16 protein-coding genes and 1 pseudogene are annotated in these 17,518 nt (G+C 63.1%); 13 read left to right on the top strand and 4 right to left on the bottom strand.

Annotated elements, in window-relative coordinates:
- The first annotated feature begins 93 nt into the window (after window positions 1–93).
- From RX328_RS43110 to RX328_RS43090, 5 genes are all read left to right on the top strand, one after another.
- Complete coding sequence (locus RX328_RS43110) at window positions 94–1,251, top strand: ABC transporter ATP-binding protein (protein WP_213253594.1); 1,158 nt, start codon at window positions 94–96, stop codon at window positions 1,249–1,251.
- Window positions 1,244–2,194, top strand: a complete 951-nt coding sequence (locus RX328_RS43105) for a carbohydrate ABC transporter permease (RefSeq protein WP_249726781.1) — start codon at window positions 1,244–1,246, stop codon at window positions 2,192–2,194. The genes RX328_RS43110 and RX328_RS43105 overlap by 8 nt, the downstream gene beginning before the upstream one ends.
- Window positions 2,191–3,027: a carbohydrate ABC transporter permease gene (locus tag RX328_RS43100; RefSeq protein WP_249726782.1), complete on the top strand. Its 837-nt coding sequence runs from the start codon at window positions 2,191–2,193 to the stop codon at window positions 3,025–3,027. The genes RX328_RS43105 and RX328_RS43100 overlap by 4 nt, the downstream gene beginning before the upstream one ends.
- Window positions 3,028–3,057: 30 nt before the next feature.
- Window positions 3,058–4,332: an ABC transporter substrate-binding protein gene (locus RX328_RS43095; RefSeq protein WP_213253595.1), complete on the top strand. Its 1,275-nt coding sequence runs from the start codon at window positions 3,058–3,060 to the stop codon at window positions 4,330–4,332.
- Window positions 4,333–4,409: 77 nt separating this feature from the next.
- Complete coding sequence (locus RX328_RS43090; protein ID WP_213253596.1) at window positions 4,410–5,234, top strand: phosphodiesterase; 825 nt, start codon at window positions 4,410–4,412, stop codon at window positions 5,232–5,234.
- A 27-nt stretch (window positions 5,235–5,261) separates the two neighbouring features.
- On the opposite strand, the gene RX328_RS43085 is transcribed toward RX328_RS43090, so the two are convergent.
- Window positions 5,262–6,380 (bottom strand): amino acid ABC transporter permease, encoded by a 1,119-nt coding sequence (locus RX328_RS43085; RefSeq protein WP_213253597.1) that lies wholly within the window; start codon window positions 6,378–6,380, stop codon window positions 5,262–5,264.
- Between the two features lie 4 nt (window positions 6,381–6,384).
- Window positions 6,385–7,533, bottom strand: a complete 1,149-nt coding sequence (locus tag RX328_RS43080) for an ABC transporter permease subunit (protein ID WP_249726792.1) — start codon at window positions 7,531–7,533, stop codon at window positions 6,385–6,387.
- 181 nt (window positions 7,534–7,714) lie between these two features.
- On the opposite strand from RX328_RS43080, the gene RX328_RS43075 reads away from it, so the two are divergent.
- The 4 genes from RX328_RS43075 to RX328_RS43060 are packed head-to-tail and all read left to right on the top strand — an operon-like array spanning window position 7,715 to window position 11,661.
- Window positions 7,715–8,590, top strand: coding sequence for a MurR/RpiR family transcriptional regulator (locus RX328_RS43075; protein WP_213253599.1), 876 nt, complete (start codon window positions 7,715–7,717; stop codon window positions 8,588–8,590).
- Between the two features lie 5 nt (window positions 8,591–8,595).
- Entirely contained in the window at window positions 8,596–9,945 is a 1,350-nt protein-coding gene (locus RX328_RS43070; RefSeq protein WP_213253600.1) for an aspartate aminotransferase family protein, read from the top strand.
- A gap of 10 nt (window positions 9,946–9,955) precedes the next feature.
- Entirely contained in the window at window positions 9,956–10,963 is a 1,008-nt protein-coding gene (locus RX328_RS43065; RefSeq protein WP_213253601.1) for an amino acid ABC transporter substrate-binding protein, read from the top strand.
- A gap of 56 nt (window positions 10,964–11,019) precedes the next feature.
- Window positions 11,020–11,661 (top strand): arylsulfatase, encoded by a 642-nt coding sequence (locus RX328_RS43060; protein ID WP_213253602.1) that lies wholly within the window; start codon window positions 11,020–11,022, stop codon window positions 11,659–11,661.
- Window positions 11,662–11,796: 135 nt separating this feature from the next.
- On the opposite strand, the gene RX328_RS43055 is transcribed toward RX328_RS43060, so the two are convergent.
- A complete protein-coding gene (locus RX328_RS43055; protein WP_213253603.1) occupies window positions 11,797–12,108 on the bottom strand; it encodes a hypothetical protein in 312 nt (103 codons plus the stop codon).
- 209 nt (window positions 12,109–12,317) lie between these two features.
- On the opposite strand from RX328_RS43055, the gene RX328_RS43050 reads away from it, so the two are divergent.
- On the top strand, window positions 12,318–14,015 hold the full coding sequence (locus RX328_RS43050) for a methyl-accepting chemotaxis protein (RefSeq protein WP_213253604.1): 1,698 nt from the start codon (window positions 12,318–12,320) through the stop codon (window positions 14,013–14,015).
- Window positions 14,016–14,082: 67 nt separating this feature from the next.
- Here RX328_RS43050 and RX328_RS43045 read toward each other — a convergent pair whose 3' ends face one another.
- On the bottom strand, window positions 14,083–15,186 hold the full coding sequence (locus RX328_RS43045; protein ID WP_213253605.1) for a transporter: 1,104 nt from the start codon (window positions 15,184–15,186) through the stop codon (window positions 14,083–14,085).
- Window positions 15,187–15,571: 385 nt separating this feature from the next.
- On the opposite strand from RX328_RS43045, the gene RX328_RS43040 reads away from it, so the two are divergent.
- From RX328_RS43040 to RX328_RS44040, 3 genes and pseudogenes are all read left to right on the top strand, one after another.
- Window positions 15,572–16,090, top strand: coding sequence for a copper chaperone PCu(A)C (locus RX328_RS43040; protein WP_213253606.1), 519 nt, complete (start codon window positions 15,572–15,574; stop codon window positions 16,088–16,090).
- A gap of 615 nt (window positions 16,091–16,705) precedes the next feature.
- Window positions 16,706–16,930 carry a hypothetical protein gene (locus RX328_RS43035; RefSeq protein ID WP_213253608.1) on the top strand — a complete coding sequence of 75 codons (225 nt, stop codon included), beginning with the start codon at window positions 16,706–16,708 and terminating at the stop codon, window positions 16,928–16,930.
- Window positions 16,931–17,080: 150 nt separating this feature from the next.
- A pseudogene (locus RX328_RS44040) lies at window positions 17,081–17,500 on the top strand (DUF1080 domain-containing protein); the annotation flags it as partial.
- Window positions 17,501–17,518 lie beyond the last annotated feature (18 nt).

Here is a 17,518-nt window from a genome sequence, read left to right as displayed (position 1 = left end):
GGGGCCAAGCCTGGCGGTTCGTTCCATTGTGATATAACTGTCAAACAAGCCCTTTAGGACATCCGGTACCGCAGCCACGGATACCGGATTGAAATGGCCGAGATCGAGATTCGGGCGCTTCGCAAGGCCTTTGACGGCGCCGAGGTTCTGAAAGGCGTCGATCTCACGATCGAGGACGGCGAGTTCATCTCCCTCGTCGGTCCGTCGGGGTGCGGCAAATCCACGCTTCTGCGCATCATCGCCGGTCTCGAACCGCAGTCCTCCGGCGAAATCCGGATTGACGGTGCCAGTGCCGACGGCATCAGGCCAAGCGCGCGCAATCTGGCAATGGTGTTTCAGTCCTACGCGCTTTATCCGCATCTGAGCGTGTTTGACAATATCGCCGTTCCGCTGCGAATGAAGCGCCTGTCTGCGCTGGAACGCGCGCCGTTCGTGGGCCGGCTGATGCCTGGTCGCCGCCGCGCCGAACGCGTTATTCGCGACGATGTCGAAAGGGTGGCCGAGCAGCTCGAAATTTCTCCGTTGCTGAAGCGCAAGCCCGGCCAATTGTCCGGCGGCCAGCGCCAGCGCGTTGCCGTCGGCCGCGCCATCGTGCGTCAGCCGCGCGCGTTTCTGTTCGACGAGCCGCTGTCCAATCTCGACGCCAAGCTTCGCGTGCATATGCGCGCCGAGATCGCCCAACTGCACCGCCAACTCAAGACGACCTTCATCTACGTCACCCACGACCAGGCCGAGGCCATGACCATGTCGGGACGGATTGCGGTCATGATTGCCGGCGAGCTGATTCAGGTGGGTACGCCCACCGCCGTCTATGACGACCCCTGTGATATCCGCGTCGCCGAATTCGTCGGCACGCCGAAGATAAACGCGTTTCCCGGCCGTGTCCGCAGCGATGGCCGGCTGGAGGTGCTCGGACACGTTCTCCACGTGGCAACACCGGCGCCGGAAGGAGAGTGCCGCATCTGCGTCCGGCCGGAGCGGATCGAGCTGGTTTCGCACGGGCTCCTTTCGGGCACGGTCGTTCATCTGGAAAATCTAGGATCGGAAGCCTTCGTCCATATCGGCAGCGCGGGCATTGATGCGCCCGTGGTGGCGCGCGTCAACGACCCCGGCCAGTTGCCGGCGATCGGAGCCACGGTCGGCTACGGCTTTGCGCCGGAGGCGGTTCGCGCCTTCGACGTCAACGGTAAGCGGGTCGCGACCTCCGTCCCGTCGCGCGTCGAGCGGCCACGGGAGATGGCCGTTGTCTGACGCCGCCACCACGCTGCAGGGAGTGGCGACGGCGCCACGCGTCCCTGCGCGGGTGCTTGCCAGCTTCCGGCGGACAGGGCGATCGCCGGCGGCCTACGCGCTGGCCGCGCCGGCCTTCGTGCTGATGCTGCTGATGCTGATCGGCCCGCTCGCCGGCGTGATCGCGCTTTCGTTTACGGACTATCAGCTCGGCGCGCCGGCCTTCTCCTGGATCGGCCTCTCGAATTATCGGGAGATGTTCGCCGACCGGGTGTTCTGGACTTCGCTGAAGAACACCCTGACCTATGTCGCGATCGTAGTGCCCGGCGCGGTGGCGCTCGGGCTCGGCGTTGCGCTCCTGATCCAAAGCGGAAGCGGTCTGCGAAGCCTATATCGCACCGTCTATTTCCTTCCCGTGATGGCGACGCTGATCGCCATGGCTATCGTCTGGGAATTCATGCTGCATCCCCAGTTCGGCCTGGTGAACGGGTTTTTGCGCGCCGCCGGCCTGCAGGGCCATAGCTGGCTGCAGGATCGCGGCACCGCGCTCTATTCGCTGTGCGTGATCGGTATCTGGCAGGCCACCGGCTTCAACATGGTGCTGTTTCTCGCCGGCCTCGTCTCGATCCCGAAGCATCTCTACGACGCGGCCGAGATCGACGGCGCCGAAAGCGCGTGGTCGCGTTTCCGCCTGGTGACGTGGCCGATGCTCGGGCCGGTCACCCTGTTCGTGGTGGCGATCTCGGCAATCCGCTCATTCCAGGTGTTCGACACCGTTCAGGTCTTGACCAAAGGCGGCCCCTCAAAATCGTCGGAAGTGCTGATCTACACGATGTATACCGAAGGCTTCGAGTTCTTCCGCTCCGGTTATGGCGCGGCCGTTACGGTCGTGTTCCTGGCCTTCGTGCTGCTGCTCACGCTGCTCAAATCAGCGCTCGGCAACCGGGAAGTGCACTACGCATGACCCCGCGGGCCCGCATGCTTCTGTGGTCTGCGATCCGGCACATCGTGCTGCTGGCGGGAGCGCTGGTGATGCTGACGCCTTTCATCTGGATGGTGTCGACCGCGTCAAAACCTCAAACCGAGATTTTTTCATCCGATCTGCACCTGATCCCCTACCACTTCGCGCTGTGGGACAATCTCCTGATAGCCTTCGCCAAGGCCGATCTATGGCGCTATCTGCTCAACGGCTTGATCGTCACGATCTCGATCTTTGGCCTTCAGGTGCTGGTTGCCCTGCCTGCCGCCTATGCCCTCGCGAAGTTGCGCTTTCTCGGCCGTGACGTGCTGTTCGCGCTCGTCGTGTTCTGCATCCTGATTCCGCCGCAGGCGACCGCAATCCCGGTATTCCTGCTGCTGCATAAACTGGGTGTTCTCGACAGCTATGCGGCGCTGGTGCTGCCGTTCACGATCTCGGTGTTCGGCATTTTCCTGATGCGTCAGTTTTTCAAGACCGTGCCCGACGACCTGATCGACGCCGCGCGAATGGACGGAATTTCCGAGTTCGGCATCGTCTGGCGCGTGATGCTTCCGACCGCGATTCCGGCGGTGACCGCGTTCGGCATCTTCTCGGTGGTCGCGCACTGGAACGACTACTTCTGGCCGCTGATCGTGCTGAACAGCGAGCATTTGCAGACACCGCCGCTTGCGGTCGCGCACTTCCGCAATAATGAGGCCGGAACCAATTACGGGCCGCTGATGGCGGCGGCGATCGTCATCATCGCCCCGCTCGTCATCGCCTTCCTGTTTGCCCAGCGACGCTTCATCGAAGGCATCACGCTCACCGGCATCAAGTAACCGAGTTTTTTCAAACGTCTGGAGACGACAATGTTCAGAACATGGATTGCCGCAGCCGCCCTTTCGCTCGCAGCCGGTCTCGCGCATGCGCAGACCGAAGTCGTCGTTCAATACCCCTATGCCGAACTGTTCGAAGGCACGCATAAGCGCATCGTCGAGGAGTTCGCCAAGGTCCGGCCGGACATCAAAGTCACGCTGCGTGCGCCCTATGAATCGTACGAGGAAGGCACCCAGAAAGTGCTGCGCGAGGCGGTGACCAACCAGATGCCCGATGTATCGTTCCAGGGTCTCAACCGCATCCGCGTGCTGGTGGACAAGAACATTCCGGCCGAACTCGACGGCTATATCGCAGCCGAGAAGGATTTCGACAAGCAGGGCTTCCATCAGGCGATGTTCGATATCGGCACCGCGAGCGGCAAGGTCTATGCGCTGCCGTTCGCGATTTCGCTGCCGATCATCTACATCAATCTCGATCTGGCGAAGAAGGCCGGCGCCGATCCGGCCAATCTACCGAAGACGTGGGACGGGCTGATCGATCTCGCCAAGAAGATCAAGGCGCTCGGTCCCGACATCAACGGCATCACCTACGCCTGGGACATCACCGGGAACTGGCTGTGGCAGGCGCCGGTGTTTTCGCGCGGCGGCACCATGTTGAACGCCGAGGAAAACAAGGTGGCGTTCAACGGGCCGGAAGGCCAGTTCGCGATCAGGACGCTGGCGCGCCTTGTCAGTGAAGCCGGCATGCCCAATCTCGACCAGCCGGCGATGCGCGCGACCTTTGCCGCCGGCAAGACCGGCATTCACGTCACCTCGACCTCCGACCTCAACAAGACCACGCAGATGATCGGCGGCAAGTTCGAGCTGAAGACCCACACGTTCCCGGACGTGGTGTCGCCGAACGGCCGGTTGCCGGCCGGCGGGAATGTCGTGATGATTCTGGCCAAGGACAAGGCCAAGCGTGACGCGGCCTGGGAAGTCGTGAAGTTCTGGACCGGCCCGAAGGGCGCTGCGATCATGGCGGAGACCACCGGCTATATGCCGCCGAACAAGATCGCCAACGACGTCCACCTGAAGGATTTCTACGTCAAAAACCCGAACAATTACACCGCGGTCAGCCAGCTTGCGCTGCTGACCAAATGGTACGCCTTCCCCGGCGACAACGGCCTCAAGATCACCGACGTGATCAAGGATCATCTCAACTCCATCGTGACGGGCGCACGAACCAAGGAGCCGGAAGCCGTGCTCGCCGACATGACGAGCGACGTGCAGAAGCTGCTGCCAAAGACGGTGGGTTCGGTGCGCTGACGACAACTGCCTTACCAAGCACCGCTGCGGCTATCACGCCACGCCGCGGCGGTCGCTAACAGGGAGACCATGGTTCGATGAAATTCGTCATCCTCACCGACACTCATTTCGTCGCCCGTGGCCGTAAGCTCTACGGGCTGGATCCCACCGGGCGGCTTGGCGCGGCGGTCGATCGGATCAACCGCGATCATCCGGATATTTCCTTCGTGATCGTGACCGGTGACCTTGCCCATTGGGGCGAGGAGGCGGCCTACGAAAACCTTGCTTCGGTCCTGGCACGGCTGAAGGCTCCGACCATCCTCTTAATGGGCAACCACGACAAGCGCGGTCCGTTTGGCCATTTCTTCCCCGGCGTGCCGCGCGACGAATCCGGCTTCGTGCAATCCATTCACTTGTTCGACGCCGCCACGATCGTCACGCTGGATACGCTGAACGAGGCCGCCCCTGATCATGCCGGATGGCTGTGCGCGGCGCGACTCGCTTTCCTCGAACACGCGCTTGCCTCGGCTCCAGCCGATCGCCCGCTGCTGCTGTTTCAGCACCATCCGCCGTTCGACACCGGGCTGCGCTACATGGACGGCATCAAGCTCGCCAATCCCGAGGCCGAATGGGACGTGATCGCACGCACGCGAAAGCCGGACTATTTATTCATGGGCCATCTGCACCGGCCGATCTCGGGCATCTGGCGCGGCGTTCCCTTCCACATCCAGCGCGCGCTATCCCATCAGGTGGCGTTCGACCTCGATACGGCGGATCACATTCCCGGGGCGCACGAACTGCCGGACTATTCGCACGTAACCGTCAGCGCCGGGCAGGTGGTGATTCACCAATGCTCGTTCCTTTATGATGGACCACTGTTTTCGTTGCAGGACCACGCCGCAATCGAATGGACCGACCGGTAAGGCCAGTTAACGCCAGGCACGCCGCGGTCAGCCCGGCCGGGACTGCGCTTCCAACTGCCGGCTGTAGCGCGACATCGCAAAGCAGAACACGAAATAGATCAGCCCGACGAACACGTAGACTTCGACGCTGAACTGCTGCCAGGCGGGATCGATGATGGAGGTCTTCGCCGTCGTCAGCAGGTCGAAGATACCGATGATCAGCACCAGGCTGGTGTCCTTGAAGAAGGCGATGAACGTATTCACCAGCGGCGGGATCACATGGCGAATCGCCTGCGGCAGGATGATCAGGCCGTTCTTCTTCCAGTAGGTGAGCCCGAGCGCATCGGCGGCGTCGTGCTGTCCTCTCGGAATGGCCTGCAGGCCGCCGCGGATGACTTCGGCAAGATAAGCGCCGGCGTACAGCACGAACGCGATCTGCGCCCGGAGCAGTTTGTCGATGTTGACGCCGTCGGGCAGGAACAGCGGAAACATCACGCTCGCCATGAACAACAGGCTGATCAGGGGAACGCCGCGGATCAACTCGACATAGAGCACGCAGAGCGACCGGATCGCGGGCAATTTTGAGTGGCGGCCCAGCGCCACCACGATCCCGAGCGGGAAACCGAACGCCAGCCCGAACGTCGCCAGGATCAGCGTCACCGGCAGCCCGCCCCAGCGATCCTGTGGAACGTAGGACAGCCCAAAGACGCCGCCCCACATCAAGACGCCGATCAGGACCAACGCCGCCGCCCACACCAGCACCAATTCCTTGCGCCACCAATTGCGCCGGCTCGACACCCAGAACAGCGCAATGAAGGTGAGGCACACCAGCGCCGGCCGCCACTGCTCATTGAAGGGGTAAGTGCCGAACAGGATGAAGCGATATTTTTCGGGAATGACGGCCCAGCAGGCGCCGAACCCACGGATCGACCGGCAGGGGCCGGTCTGGTTGCCGGAAACGATCCAGATCGCATTCCAGTAGCCCCACTGCACGAGGCTGATGAATGCCTTGGCGAGCAGCGCGATCAGGAGCACGGAGATGATGCTTGATGTGACCGAGGCGAACAGATTCGCGCGCAGCCACCGGATGGCGCGGCCGGCCGGAGTCCGGCGGGATCGCGCGTCGAAGCGAAGCGGATTCTGCGGGGCGTCCGTGATCGACGTCATGGCGTCACCGCTCCACCAGCGCGATGCGCGCATTGTACCAGTTCATGAGCAGGCTGATGCCGAGGCTGATGGTGAGGAACACGGCCATGATGAGCGCGATGGCTTCGATCGCCTGCCCGGTCTGGTTCAGCGTCGTATTCGCAATCGACACCACGTCCTGGTATGCGACCGCAACCGCAAGCGAGGAATTCTTGGTCAGGTTCAGATATTGGCTGGTCATCGGCGGAATGATGACACGGAGCGCCTGCGGCAGCACGATGCGTTGAAGCACAAAAATACGCCGCAGTCCGAGCGCGTTCGCGGCATCCCATTGACCTCGGGGAACGGCCTGAATGCCGCTCCGCACGATTTCGGCGATGAAGGCTGAGGTGTAAGTGACGAGCGCGATCAGCAATGCAAAGTATTCCGGCGCGAGCGTCAGTCCGCCGACAAAATTGAAGCCGCGCAGTTCGGGCAGCGTGATGGTCCACGACGCGCCGAGACCGAACGACACCAGCGCCGGCAGGCCTACGAGCAGGGCGAGCGCATAGGGCCAGAGCGGGCGCGCTATGCCGTCGGCCATTTGCCGCGCCACTAACTGCCGCCGCAACAGATACAGGGCGCCCAGGCCGGCCGCGGCCGTAGCGATGACCCACAGATTTGCTCCCTCGAGCGGAATCGCCGGCAACACCAGGCCTCTGTTCGACAGAAAGACGCCTTCGATCGGCTTCCAGGCCGCGCGTGCCGCCGGAAGTCCCTGCATCAGCACGTACCAGAACAACAACTGCAGCAGCAGCGGAACGTCGCGTAGCACTTCGACGTAGACCGCAGCCAGCCGCGACAATAGCCAGTTCGACGACAGCCGCGCGATGCCGATCAGCGTGCCAAGCACCGTCGCGAGCACGATGCCGATGACCGCGACGCGGAGCGTATTGACGATGCCGACGATGAAGGCGCGGACGTAAGGATCCCTGGGGCTGTAGGCAAGCCAGGTATCCGCGATCGGCATTCCGGCTTCACGGCCGAGAAAAGCGAAGCCGGTCGAAATCCGGCGTACCGATAAATTGTGCAGGGCGTTGGACCAGAGCCAGCCAATGATCGCGACCGCGATGGCGACCACCACGATTTGCCAGACCAGCCCGTTGACCTGCTGGCGGTTCGGGCGGAGGCGCATCCGCCGACGACGAGGGAATTCGGGCGTGGATGTCGGCACAAGGATCCTCGACTTAAGCAGCGATGACTTCAGGCAACGATGTCTTGCAGCAGCGGTCCTTCCAGCAGCGATCTTCGGCCATGCGTCCGAGAGGCGCATTTCAAATGTTGCGCCAAAACGGATTTTATGCAACATATGTTTCATGGCGCAGCCCCGGCCGAAATCCTCGCCGCTGAACGATTTGTGCAGTGCGCTGCCATCGTTGCCGATGCGGCTGCAGCAAGTCGGCCGGTTCGTTGCCGCCAATGACTATGACGCCACCACGCGCTCGATGCGTGATCTTGCCGCCGAGGCCGGCGCCGACCCCGCCGCTTTCACCCGGCTCGCAAAAGCGCTCGGCTATTCCGGATGGGACGAATTGCGCGCCGCGCTGACCGAGGCTCGCCGGCCTGCGCAATCTTCGCCGTTTTCAGGTCGCGCCAAAGGCGGCCGTAAAGGGCCCAACGCCGAGATATCGCTGGTCTCCGACAAGCTGGAAGCCGAGGCGGCAGGTCTTGCGCGCATTTCGGCCGGCTCGGTGGCCAACGCGGCCAAGGCTCTGCACGCCGCGCGGCGCATCTGGATCGCCGGGTTTCGGAGCTGCCGCAGCGTTGCGGAATTGCTCAATTATCAGCTTCGCTTGTTCCGGCCGGATGCGGTGCATCTGGTCGGCGGCTCGGGGCCTGAGGATCTCGATCTGGGTGCGTTCCACAGCGGCGATGCCGTCGTTGTTATCGGGTTTGCGCCCTATTCGAGGGCAAGCGTTTTGTCGGCGCGGGCGGCCCATGATTCCGGCGCCACACTGGTTGCGATTGCCGATACGATTACGGCGCCGATGGCGGAGGGGGCCGATCATCTGTTGCTCTATGAGGCGGCGGCATCGCCAGGATTCTTTCCGAGCCTCACCGGCGCCATTGCCATCGCGCAGTCGCTGGCCGCCGTGACCTTCGTGCTGGGCGGCACCGGCGCCAAGCGGCGCCTCGAAGAGACCGAAGGCCGGTTGGCCGCGCTGTCGCAATATGTTGCGGAGAAAGGTTGATCGTCATGGCAGCCAGCAAAAGCCGGTTACTGCACCGAAGCCTGCGTGAGACGCCGCCGAAGGCCATCGGCGGCGATGGCGTCTGGCTGATCGCCGAGGATGGCAGGCGGATTCTGGATGCTTCCGGCGGCGCGGCCGTCTCCTGCCTCGGCCACCAGCACCCTCGCGTGCTAGAGGCCATAACGCGGCAGGCATCGAAGCTGGCCTTTGCCCATACCGGGTTCTTCTCGTCGGAGCCTGCCGAAGCGCTGGCTGAGGCGCTCGTCGGCGACGAGCCCGGCGGTCTGGCCTACGCCTATCTCGTCAGCGGCGGCTCGGAGGCGATCGAGGCCAGCATCAAGCTGGCGCGGCAATATTTTGTCGAAACCGGCCAGCCGCAACGCCAGCGCTTCATTGCGCGCCGCCAGAGCTATCACGGCAATACCCTGGGTGCGCTTGCCGCAGGCGGCAATACCTGGCGGCGCGAGCCCTACGCGCCGCTATTGTCGGCGGCTTTCAGCCACGTGACGCCGGCCTTCGCCTATCACGAAAAACGCGACGGTGAATCCGAGACGGATTTCGTGACGCGACTGGCGGCCGAGCTCGAAGCCGAATTCCAGCGCCTTGGTCCGGATACGGTGGCGGCATTCATCGCGGAGCCGGTGGTGGGCGCCACCGCCGGATGCGTGCCGGCGCCGGAGGGATACTTCCGCGCCGTCCGTGAGATCTGCAACCGGCATGGCGCGCTCTTGATCCTGGACGAAGTGATGTGCGGCATGGGCCGCACCGGCACGCGCCACGCCTGGGAGCAGGAGGGCATCGCCCCCGATATCCAGGCGATCGCCAAGGGGCTCGGCGGCGGTTATCAGCCGATCGGTGCGATGCTCGCCAGTGGGCGCATCGTGGACACGATCCGGGAGGGCTCGGGCGCATTCCAGCATGGTCACACCTACCTGGCGCATCCGCTCGCCTGTGCTGCGGCGCTCGAGGTGCAGCGGGTGATCGATGACGAGCACCTGCTCGACAGGGTTAAGGATCTTGGCCACCAGCTCGAACGGCGCCTGACCGAGCGTTTCGGCAATCACCGCCATGTGGGCGATATCAGGGGGCGGGGCCTGTTCCAGGCGATTGAGCTCGTCGCCGATCGCGCCACCCGCGCGCCGTTCGATCCCGCACTCAAGCTCAACCAGCGGATCAAGGCCGCCGCGTTCGAAGGCGGCCTTGCCTGTTATCCCTCGGGTGGAACGGTGAATGGCCGCAGCGGCGACCACGTCCTGCTGGCGCCGCCCTATATCGCGACATCCGACGATATCGACATGATCGTCGACCGGCTGGGGCACGCCGTCGACTCGGCCTTGAAGAGTGTTGGTCATTAGGAGGAGCAGAATGAAGAGAATTATCATCGCTACAGGCTTGCTCGCTGTGTCGGGCTTGATGGCGCAAGCCGCAACGCTCGATACGGTCAAGCAGCGCGGCACGCTGGTGTGCGGCGTCAGCATCGGCTTCGCCGGGTTCTCTACCCCGGACTCGCAGGGCAATTACAAGGGGCTCGACGTCGACTATTGCCGCGCCCTGGCCGCCGGTGTACTCGGCGACGCCAGCAAGGTGCGCTATGTCGCGCTCACGGCGCAGAATCGCTTCACGGCTTTGCAGTCGGGCGAGATCGACGTGCTCTACCGCAATTCGACGCAGACCTATCTGCGCGGCGCGACGCTGGGGCTGCGGCAGGGCCCAGTCAATTTCTACGATGGCCAGGGTTTTGTCGTAAGGGCCGACGCCGGCGTAAAGGACCTCAAGAGCCTCAATGGCGCCACCGTCTGCGTCGCGCAGGGCACGACCCATGAAGTGACGCTCGGCGACTACGGCCGCGCCAACGGCATCGAATGGAAACCGCTGGTGTTCGACCGCACCGATACCATGTACCAGACGTTCTTCGGCGGGCGCTGCGATGCCATGACCAGGACGCTTCCGCGCTCGCCGGCGCGATCACTACCGCTGCTTCAATCCGGCGGACTACCCGTGCTGCCGCAGACCATCAGCAAGGAGCCGCTCGGGCCGTTCACCCGCAACGGCGATGACGTCTGGACCGACATCATCGCCTGGCTGCACTATGGCCTGATCGAGGCGGGAGAGCTTGGTGTCACCGCAGCCAACGCCGAACAAATGGCAAAATCCAATGTGCCGGCCATCCAGCGGCTGCTCGGCACCTCCGGCGAGCTCGGCTCGCGATTAGGCCTCGACAACAAATGGATGCTGCAGGCGATCAAGGCGGGCGGCAATTACGGCGAGATCTTTGAGCGCAATGTCGGCAAGGCGAGTCCGCTAAAACTCGATCGCGGCCTCAACGCGACCTGGGCCAAGGGCGGCCTGATGTACGCTCTGCCATTCAAGTAGTGAGACGTTGCGGCGCGGCGGGTTGACACAAGTCGCGCCGCAGCCAGACTGACCGCATGCGCATTACCCTGATCCACGCCCTGAAACATTCGATTGTGCCGATCGAAGCCTCCTTCGCCAGGCTTTGGCCGGAGGCTCGCCTGATGAATCTGCTCGACGACAGCCTGTCGGCCGACCTGGCGCGTGACGGCGCGCTCACCGATGCGATGACAGAGCGCTTCCTCGGGCTCGGACGCTACGCCGTCGGCACCGGATCGGATGCGATCCTGTTCACCTGCTCGGCGTTCGGCCCCTGCATCGAAGCCGTCGCGCAGGCCCACGCCCCGATGCCGGTGCTCAAGCCCAACGAGGCGATGATCGAGCAGGCGGTCGCGCGTGGCCGCAAGATCGGGCTGCTGTCGACGTTCCCGCCGACACTTGCCTCGATGCCGCCGGAGTTTCCGTCGCGGGTCGAGCTGGTGCCCAAATTGGCGGAAGGCGCGTTAGCCGCGCTCGATCGCGGCGATCGCGCGACCCATGACCGCCTGGTGGTGGAAGCAGCGAGGAGCTTGCGCGACTGCGACCTGATTGCGCTCGCCCAGTACAGCCTGGCGCCAGCGGCAGACGCGGTCGCCGAGGCGACGGGACGGCCGGTGCTGACCACGCCCGACAGCGCGGTGCTGAAGCTGATGAAGATGCTCGGCGTGGACCGAGCTTAGGTCAAGTTCGACGCGAAGGAGGCAACCTCCCTCTCCCGCTTGCGGCGGAGGGCCGGGGTGGGGGTCTCGCCACGTGACATTGTCTGTGTGGACAGAACTTCCTCCGCATCGCCCGTTGGCGCGACAGCCGCAGCTTTAGGCCTCTTTCTTCTTGGCCGGCTTTTTCACCGCCTTCTTCGCCGCCGCTTCCTCGGCCGCGTTCCTGATCGCCCGCGCGTAACTATCGGCGGTGTTTTGCGCAGAGTTTTGCAGCCGCTTGGCCGCGGCCGTACCGAGCTCCATCGTGCTCTTGGCGATCAGCCGGAATTGGTCCCGCGTCTCCTTATCCTTTGCCTTGGCCGCGCGGGCCATGATCTGGTCGCGCCGCTTCTTCACGGCTGCCATGAGGCTCTTGTTCTGCGCTTTTGCGATTTGCCGGATGACGAGGTCGAGATCGGCTTCAGCCATTATGAGTCACTCTTGCCGCACCATGCCATCCGCAGGGTGCGGGAATCACTGGCGCCGTATTTGAAGGATAGGCGCCATTGTGTCGCCGCGGCGCCATCATTTCAAGCGCGATTCTCGCAATCGGACGCTGCAGTTCGACCGCGCAACCCGATAACAGTCGGTTAACATTGTGTTGATAGGAATTCTCAATCACCAGGAAGAGAAACGAAATGCGTAACCTCACCGTCCATCAGCGTTTTGCGATCATCATTGCGACGCTGACGATCGTGCTGTTTGGTGTTTCCGCCCTGCAGATCCTGGTGTTGCGCGACGCGGTGCTGGAGGAGCGGCGGACCACGGTCCGCAATCTGGTCGAGGCCGCGGTAAAGATTCTCGCTCACCATGAAGGCGAGGCCAAAGCCGGCCGGATCGCTCCGGACCAGGCGCGCCAGATGGCCTTTGCTTCGATCAGCGCCATGCGCTGGGGCGAATATTCCGACTATATCGGCGTCTACGGCACGGGAAGTGCCGATGCCGGCGTCACCTATGTGCATGCCAATCCGAAATACATCAACGTCAACCGCTGGGAGTTCAAGGACAAGAGCGGCAAGCTGTTGATCCAGGACATCGTGCGGACCGCGCGCGCCGGCGGCGGCTTTGTCGAGTATCTCTCGCCCCGCTCCGCCGGTGGCGCCGAACTCCGCAAGGTCTCCTATGTCGGGTCCTTTGGTGCAGGCGACAAGCTTCTGGCGCTTCAGGCCGGCGCCTATGTCGACGATATCGACGCGGTGGTCTTCCGCCGGATGATCTGGGCCGGGATCGCCGGGCTGGCCGGCTTGGCGCTCGCGGGTTTCGTGGCATTCTGGCTCGGCCGCGGCCTGGTCGTTCCGCTAAACAGGACCTGCGCGGCCATGGACGAACTGGCCAAGGGCAATTTTGCGGCCGAGATTCCCTTCGTCGACCGGACCAACGAGATCGGCCGGATTGCGCGAAGCCTCCAGGTATTTAAGGATCATCTGGTCGAAACCACGCGGCTGCGCACCGAGCAGGAAGCGATGAAGGTCCGTTCCGCCGAGGAGCGGCAAGCGGTTCTTTCCCGCATCGCCGACGAGTTCGAGCGCAGCATTGGCGGGGTAATCCGGGGCACCGCAACGGCCGCCGACGAGCTGCAGAACTCCGCCTCGTCGATGTCCACGATTGCGGTAGGAACGACGGACCAGAGCGCGAGGGTCGCGGCCGCCGCCGAGCAGACGGCGTCGAACGTGCAGACCGTTGCGGCCTCGGCGGAGGAGTTGTCATCCTCGATCCAGGAGATCGCGCGGCAGGTCACCCAATCTTCGTCAATTGCCCAGAATGCCGTTGGGCAGGCCAACCGCACCGAGGCCATGGTCGGCCGCCTGGTCGAGGCCTCGCAAAAGATCGGCGAGGTCATGGCGCTGATCCAGACCATCGCGGGACAGACGAATTTGCTGGCGTTGAACGCGACCATCGAAGCTGCCAGGGCCGGCGAGGCCGGCAGAGGCTTCGCTGTCGTCGCCAACGAGGTCAAGGCGTTGTCGTCGCAGACCGCAAAGGCTACCGACGAAATCACCAGCCAGATCCAGGAAATCCGGGATGCGACCGGCTCGACAGTCAACGCGATCCGCGAAATCGGTACCACGATCGGGCAGATGAACGAAATCACGGGCTCCATTGCGGCCGCCGTCGAAGAGCAGGGCGCCGCCACCAACGAGATTGCCCGCAGCGTGCAGCAGGCGGCGCAAGGCGCCCAAGAAGTTATGCAAAACATCACGGGCGTGCGCGAAGCTTCGAGCAAGGTCGACGCTGCCGCGGGCCTCGTGCTTAATGCCGCCGGTCAACTGACGTCGCAATCCGAGCTGCTCAAAGCCGAAACCGGCAAATTCCTCGGCAATGTTCGGGCCGCGTGACGTCGGGCGTAAGCTTGCTCGTCATGCCCACTCTGTACCCCGCCTTCGCTGAAGTTTGGCGGACTGTTCAATTCAGCCGCGCCCCGATCCCCGTGAGCACGCGGTAATCAGGCTTGGACTGAATGCCGTTGTGCTGGTTGATGACCGGCACGCCGACGGAAACGAAGCCGGAGAAGCGATCGAAGCCCACGCGCACGCCGGGCGAGAGATAGACCGTGGTGCCGCCTGAGTTGGGATCGGGAATGCCGGCGATGCGCTGCTTGTCGTGCCACTCGCCATTGAGCTCGAGAACGAGGTCGAGCGTATAGGGCGTCTTCTTCATGTCGCTGTGGTCGTGGTTGGCGTGATAGAGACAATGCTCCTGCAACTGATTGCGCGGCTGCATGCAGTATTCGTGCAGCTCCACTTCCTTCGCCGAGCCGGTAGGCCCGACCAGGCGATACGACACGGCGGTGCCAAACAGGAAGCGGTCGCCGAGATTGGTATCCTGCGTGCCCGTGCTGATCAGGTAATAGAGGCCGCTCACGTCGAACGACCAGCGGCCGGAGCGCTTGGTGAAGGCGGCGCCGAACAGGCCGTCCCACGAACCCGAGCCCGGCTGAAACTGGGCCTGAAAAAGCTGGCCGGCGGCGTCGCGCTGGCTGGTGCTGCCGGTCGGCGCCTTGAAGCCGAACAGCACGGCGGCCGACGTCCCGCTCTGCGCGTTGTTGTGGAAACGATACTGCCCGAGCATGGTGACGTCGCCGAACCCCGCCGAGTTGCCGCGTCGGTTGATGCTATCGGGACTCATCAGGCTGCCCATGTCGCTCGCACTCATCATGCCCGTATGGCCGCCGCTCAGCATATGCTCCCCGGGCTCGCGGATATCCGAGCGACGGACGCCGGACGCGCGAACGGCAACGGTCAGATCGTTGGTGATGCCGTAAGCGGCCGAAAGCGAGACGCTGTCGATCGAACGAATCGAATGCGCGTGCGTGCCGCGGCTTGCGGCGGCGAGCAGATCGGCCTCGCTGAGCTGGCCCAGCCTGATGAACTCATAGCGGACCGATGCGGCGATCAGTCCTTCGGAAAGCGTGTCAGCCGAGATGGTGTTGATGGGCCCGCCGCTGCCGGTATTGCCCCCGCCGCCGGGATGATGCGCTTCCGCAGGAGCAGCGAGTAAAAGTATCATGGATAAAAAGATGCCGGCCGCGGGCCGTCTAAGATACGCACACACATACGCCCCCTGTACTCACTGCTTGGCGATTAGCCATCCCAATCGGGCGCGAGATTGACTGGATCTTGCGAGAAGCGCGGCCCGCTCGCGACGGAAGCGAAGCGGAAAAGCGAGCGCGCGATCGCGGGCGCGGCGTCTGTGTGGCTGTCGCGTGTTGGGCGAATGGCGAAGCGGGGGTAATCACTCGCCGGTTGTGCGTCGAGTGCTTTTCGCGTCGCGATTCGGCAGTCGCAATCACGTCCAGCGCTGGCCTCAATCAGGGCGAGCACCAGCCGTATTCGCGTCCGATTGCTTCACTACACGCCTTACGGTCCAGCGCGCGTATCGGAGTAGGACAATTATGACAACCGTCGTCAGAGATATCTTTGTGTTTATCACCGCGGCCATTTTTGTCGCAGCGAGTTTGCTCGTTGCGACCATCGCCGGCGCACACGAGTTCAAGGTCGGCACGCTCGACATCGGTCATCCCTGGTCGCGCCCGACCCCGAAGGACGCCAATATCGCCGGCGGCTATCTCACCATCACCAACAAGGGAAAGACTGCGGATCGTCTGATCGGCGGCACGTCGCCCGCGGCAAGCCAGATCGAGGTGCACGAGGTGGTCGATGTGGACGGTATGGCGAAGACGCGCCCGCTCGCAAACGGTCTCGAGATCAAGCCCGGCAAGACCGTGGAGCTCAAGCCCGGCGCCTATCGCATCCTGCTGATGGGCCTCAAGGAGCCGTTCCTGATCGGCCAGAAGGTGAAGGGCACGCTGGTGTTCGAGAAAGCGGGGCCCGTCGACATCATCTACAACGTCGAGGAAAACGTCGGAGCCGCCGTCAGTGGCGTCAATAGTGTCGCGCACAAGCATCATTAGGACCGGGCTTGACTCTCGGTTGGATGAGTCGTCACCCGCGGCATCCCGTCCTTAGTTGCCGAACAAGCGCAGATCGCGCGGCTTCGTCGCCCGTCCACCGTCTCCCGCGCGACCGGCGGCGAGGCTGAACCGTCGTCGCTATCGGCGACGGCTCCGGTCCAACTCATCATTCTCAGGCCGAGCGAATGTCAGTCATTGCCGCCAGTATCTCGCAACCATCGCTGCAGGGAAGGCGGGCAAAGTCGCTGTTCGTGATTGCGATCTTGTCTGCATCATTTCTCGGCCTCGGGCTGGCTTACTTTGCCTGCACGCGACTGATCTCATTGGTCGGGCGTGAGGGGATCGAGGTGTCGTTGTTTTCGGCTGACAATCGTTCGCAGGATGTTATCTGTTCGAGCAGCAATGCTTCGCCACCAACGATCCGTACGAACGAGTGAAGCGCTTGGCTCCAGCCTGAATGTTTGTTGGGACGGCCGAGTGCCGCGCCTCTTCCGCCGGTTGAGGGCCCGTCAACGGTTCGGAAACCACACGCGCTCTCTTCCAGTCCCGCTAACTAATCGAAAATCGTTCTGCCGCAAATTCGTGCCCGGGAAAGGGAATGGGGAGATCCAAGCAATGAACGGGCTGGCCATCATGGAAAACGTTCGCCGCTACCGCACCATCGCGTCGCTGTGCCGCCAGACGGCGGCCTTCCGGCCGATTCATAGCGGTTCCTTGCTGGCGCAAGCCAGGGAATGGGAACATCGCGCCGTAGCGGAGCTGGAAGCCTATTTTGAAGCTTTCTGTCAGGCGGCTTCCGGCAATACGCCAAGCCACTCCGCAAGTCGCGCCGTGAACTGACGGGACGCGTTCAAAGGGAACGGGCATTCGCTACTGAGATAGACGACCTGTGACGCACTAGGGTCGACAAATTCAGGAACCCTAACCGTCGACAGGCGTCGATGAGAGATCGCAGGTCTAATCCCAGACGAATTGGCGATCGCGTTCAAAATGTCCAAGTCTCCGAACTTGCTTGCGGCAAGTCGTCTCTCGGGTTGGCGAATGGCCGGTCCGGGCGGCTTCCGAAAGGTCGCCGAAGGGGTGGTCGAGAGTTTTGGCGGGCCGGGCCTGTTTTGGTATGCCGAGGAGCTTTTCGATGACCTGGTGCTGACCGTCGAGTGGCGCCTGAGCTCGCTGGACGATAACTCCGGAGTATTTCTGCGCTGCCCGCCGTTGGCCGACAGTCCCCAACCGGCCATTGAGCACGGGTATGAAATCCAGATCGATGATCGAGGACTCGATCCCGAAAAGCAGTCGCTCGAGAGCCCGCTTCATTTCACCGGAGCCATCTATCAACTCGCTCCGGCGGTCAGGTTTGCATCGCGACCCGTCGGGCAATGGAACAGGTTCGAGGTGCATGCCATCGGATCGACGATAAGCGTTGTTATC

The organism is Bradyrhizobium sp. sBnM-33 (assembly GCF_032917945.1).
Lineage (GTDB): Bacteria > Pseudomonadota > Alphaproteobacteria > Rhizobiales > Xanthobacteraceae > Bradyrhizobium.
This window is presented reverse-complemented; position numbering and strand designations above follow the sequence as displayed.

Bases quoted from the DNA above. Each gene is read 5' to 3' on its own strand.
- RX328_RS43045 (WP_213253605.1), bottom strand. From the start codon at position 15,186: ATGATACTTTTACTCGCTGCTCCTGCGGAAGCGCATCATCCCGGCGGC.
- RX328_RS43100 (WP_249726782.1), top strand. From the start codon at position 2,191: ATGACCCCGCGGGCCCGCATGCTTCTGTGGTCTGCGATCCGGCACATC.
- RX328_RS43075 (WP_213253599.1), top strand. From the start codon at position 7,715: ATGGCGCAGCCCCGGCCGAAATCCTCGCCGCTGAACGATTTGTGCAGT.
- RX328_RS43055 (WP_213253603.1), bottom strand. From the start codon at position 12,108: ATGGCTGAAGCCGATCTCGACCTCGTCATCCGGCAAATCGCAAAAGCG.
- RX328_RS43035 (WP_213253608.1), top strand. From the start codon at position 16,706: ATGAACGGGCTGGCCATCATGGAAAACGTTCGCCGCTACCGCACCATC.
- RX328_RS43085 (WP_213253597.1), bottom strand. From the start codon at position 6,380: ATGACGTCGATCACGGACGCCCCGCAGAATCCGCTTCGCTTCGACGCG.
- RX328_RS43070 (WP_213253600.1), top strand. From the start codon at position 8,596: ATGGCAGCCAGCAAAAGCCGGTTACTGCACCGAAGCCTGCGTGAGACG.
- RX328_RS43110 (WP_213253594.1), top strand. From the start codon at position 94: ATGGCCGAGATCGAGATTCGGGCGCTTCGCAAGGCCTTTGACGGCGCC.
- RX328_RS43065 (WP_213253601.1), top strand. From the start codon at position 9,956: ATGAAGAGAATTATCATCGCTACAGGCTTGCTCGCTGTGTCGGGCTTG.
- RX328_RS43050 (WP_213253604.1), top strand. From the start codon at position 12,318: ATGCGTAACCTCACCGTCCATCAGCGTTTTGCGATCATCATTGCGACG.
- RX328_RS43095 (WP_213253595.1), top strand. From the start codon at position 3,058: ATGTTCAGAACATGGATTGCCGCAGCCGCCCTTTCGCTCGCAGCCGGT.
- RX328_RS43080 (WP_249726792.1), bottom strand. From the start codon at position 7,533: ATGCGCCTCCGCCCGAACCGCCAGCAGGTCAACGGGCTGGTCTGGCAA.
- RX328_RS43060 (WP_213253602.1), top strand. From the start codon at position 11,020: ATGCGCATTACCCTGATCCACGCCCTGAAACATTCGATTGTGCCGATC.
- RX328_RS43040 (WP_213253606.1), top strand. From the start codon at position 15,572: ATGACAACCGTCGTCAGAGATATCTTTGTGTTTATCACCGCGGCCATT.
- RX328_RS43090 (WP_213253596.1), top strand. From the start codon at position 4,410: ATGAAATTCGTCATCCTCACCGACACTCATTTCGTCGCCCGTGGCCGT.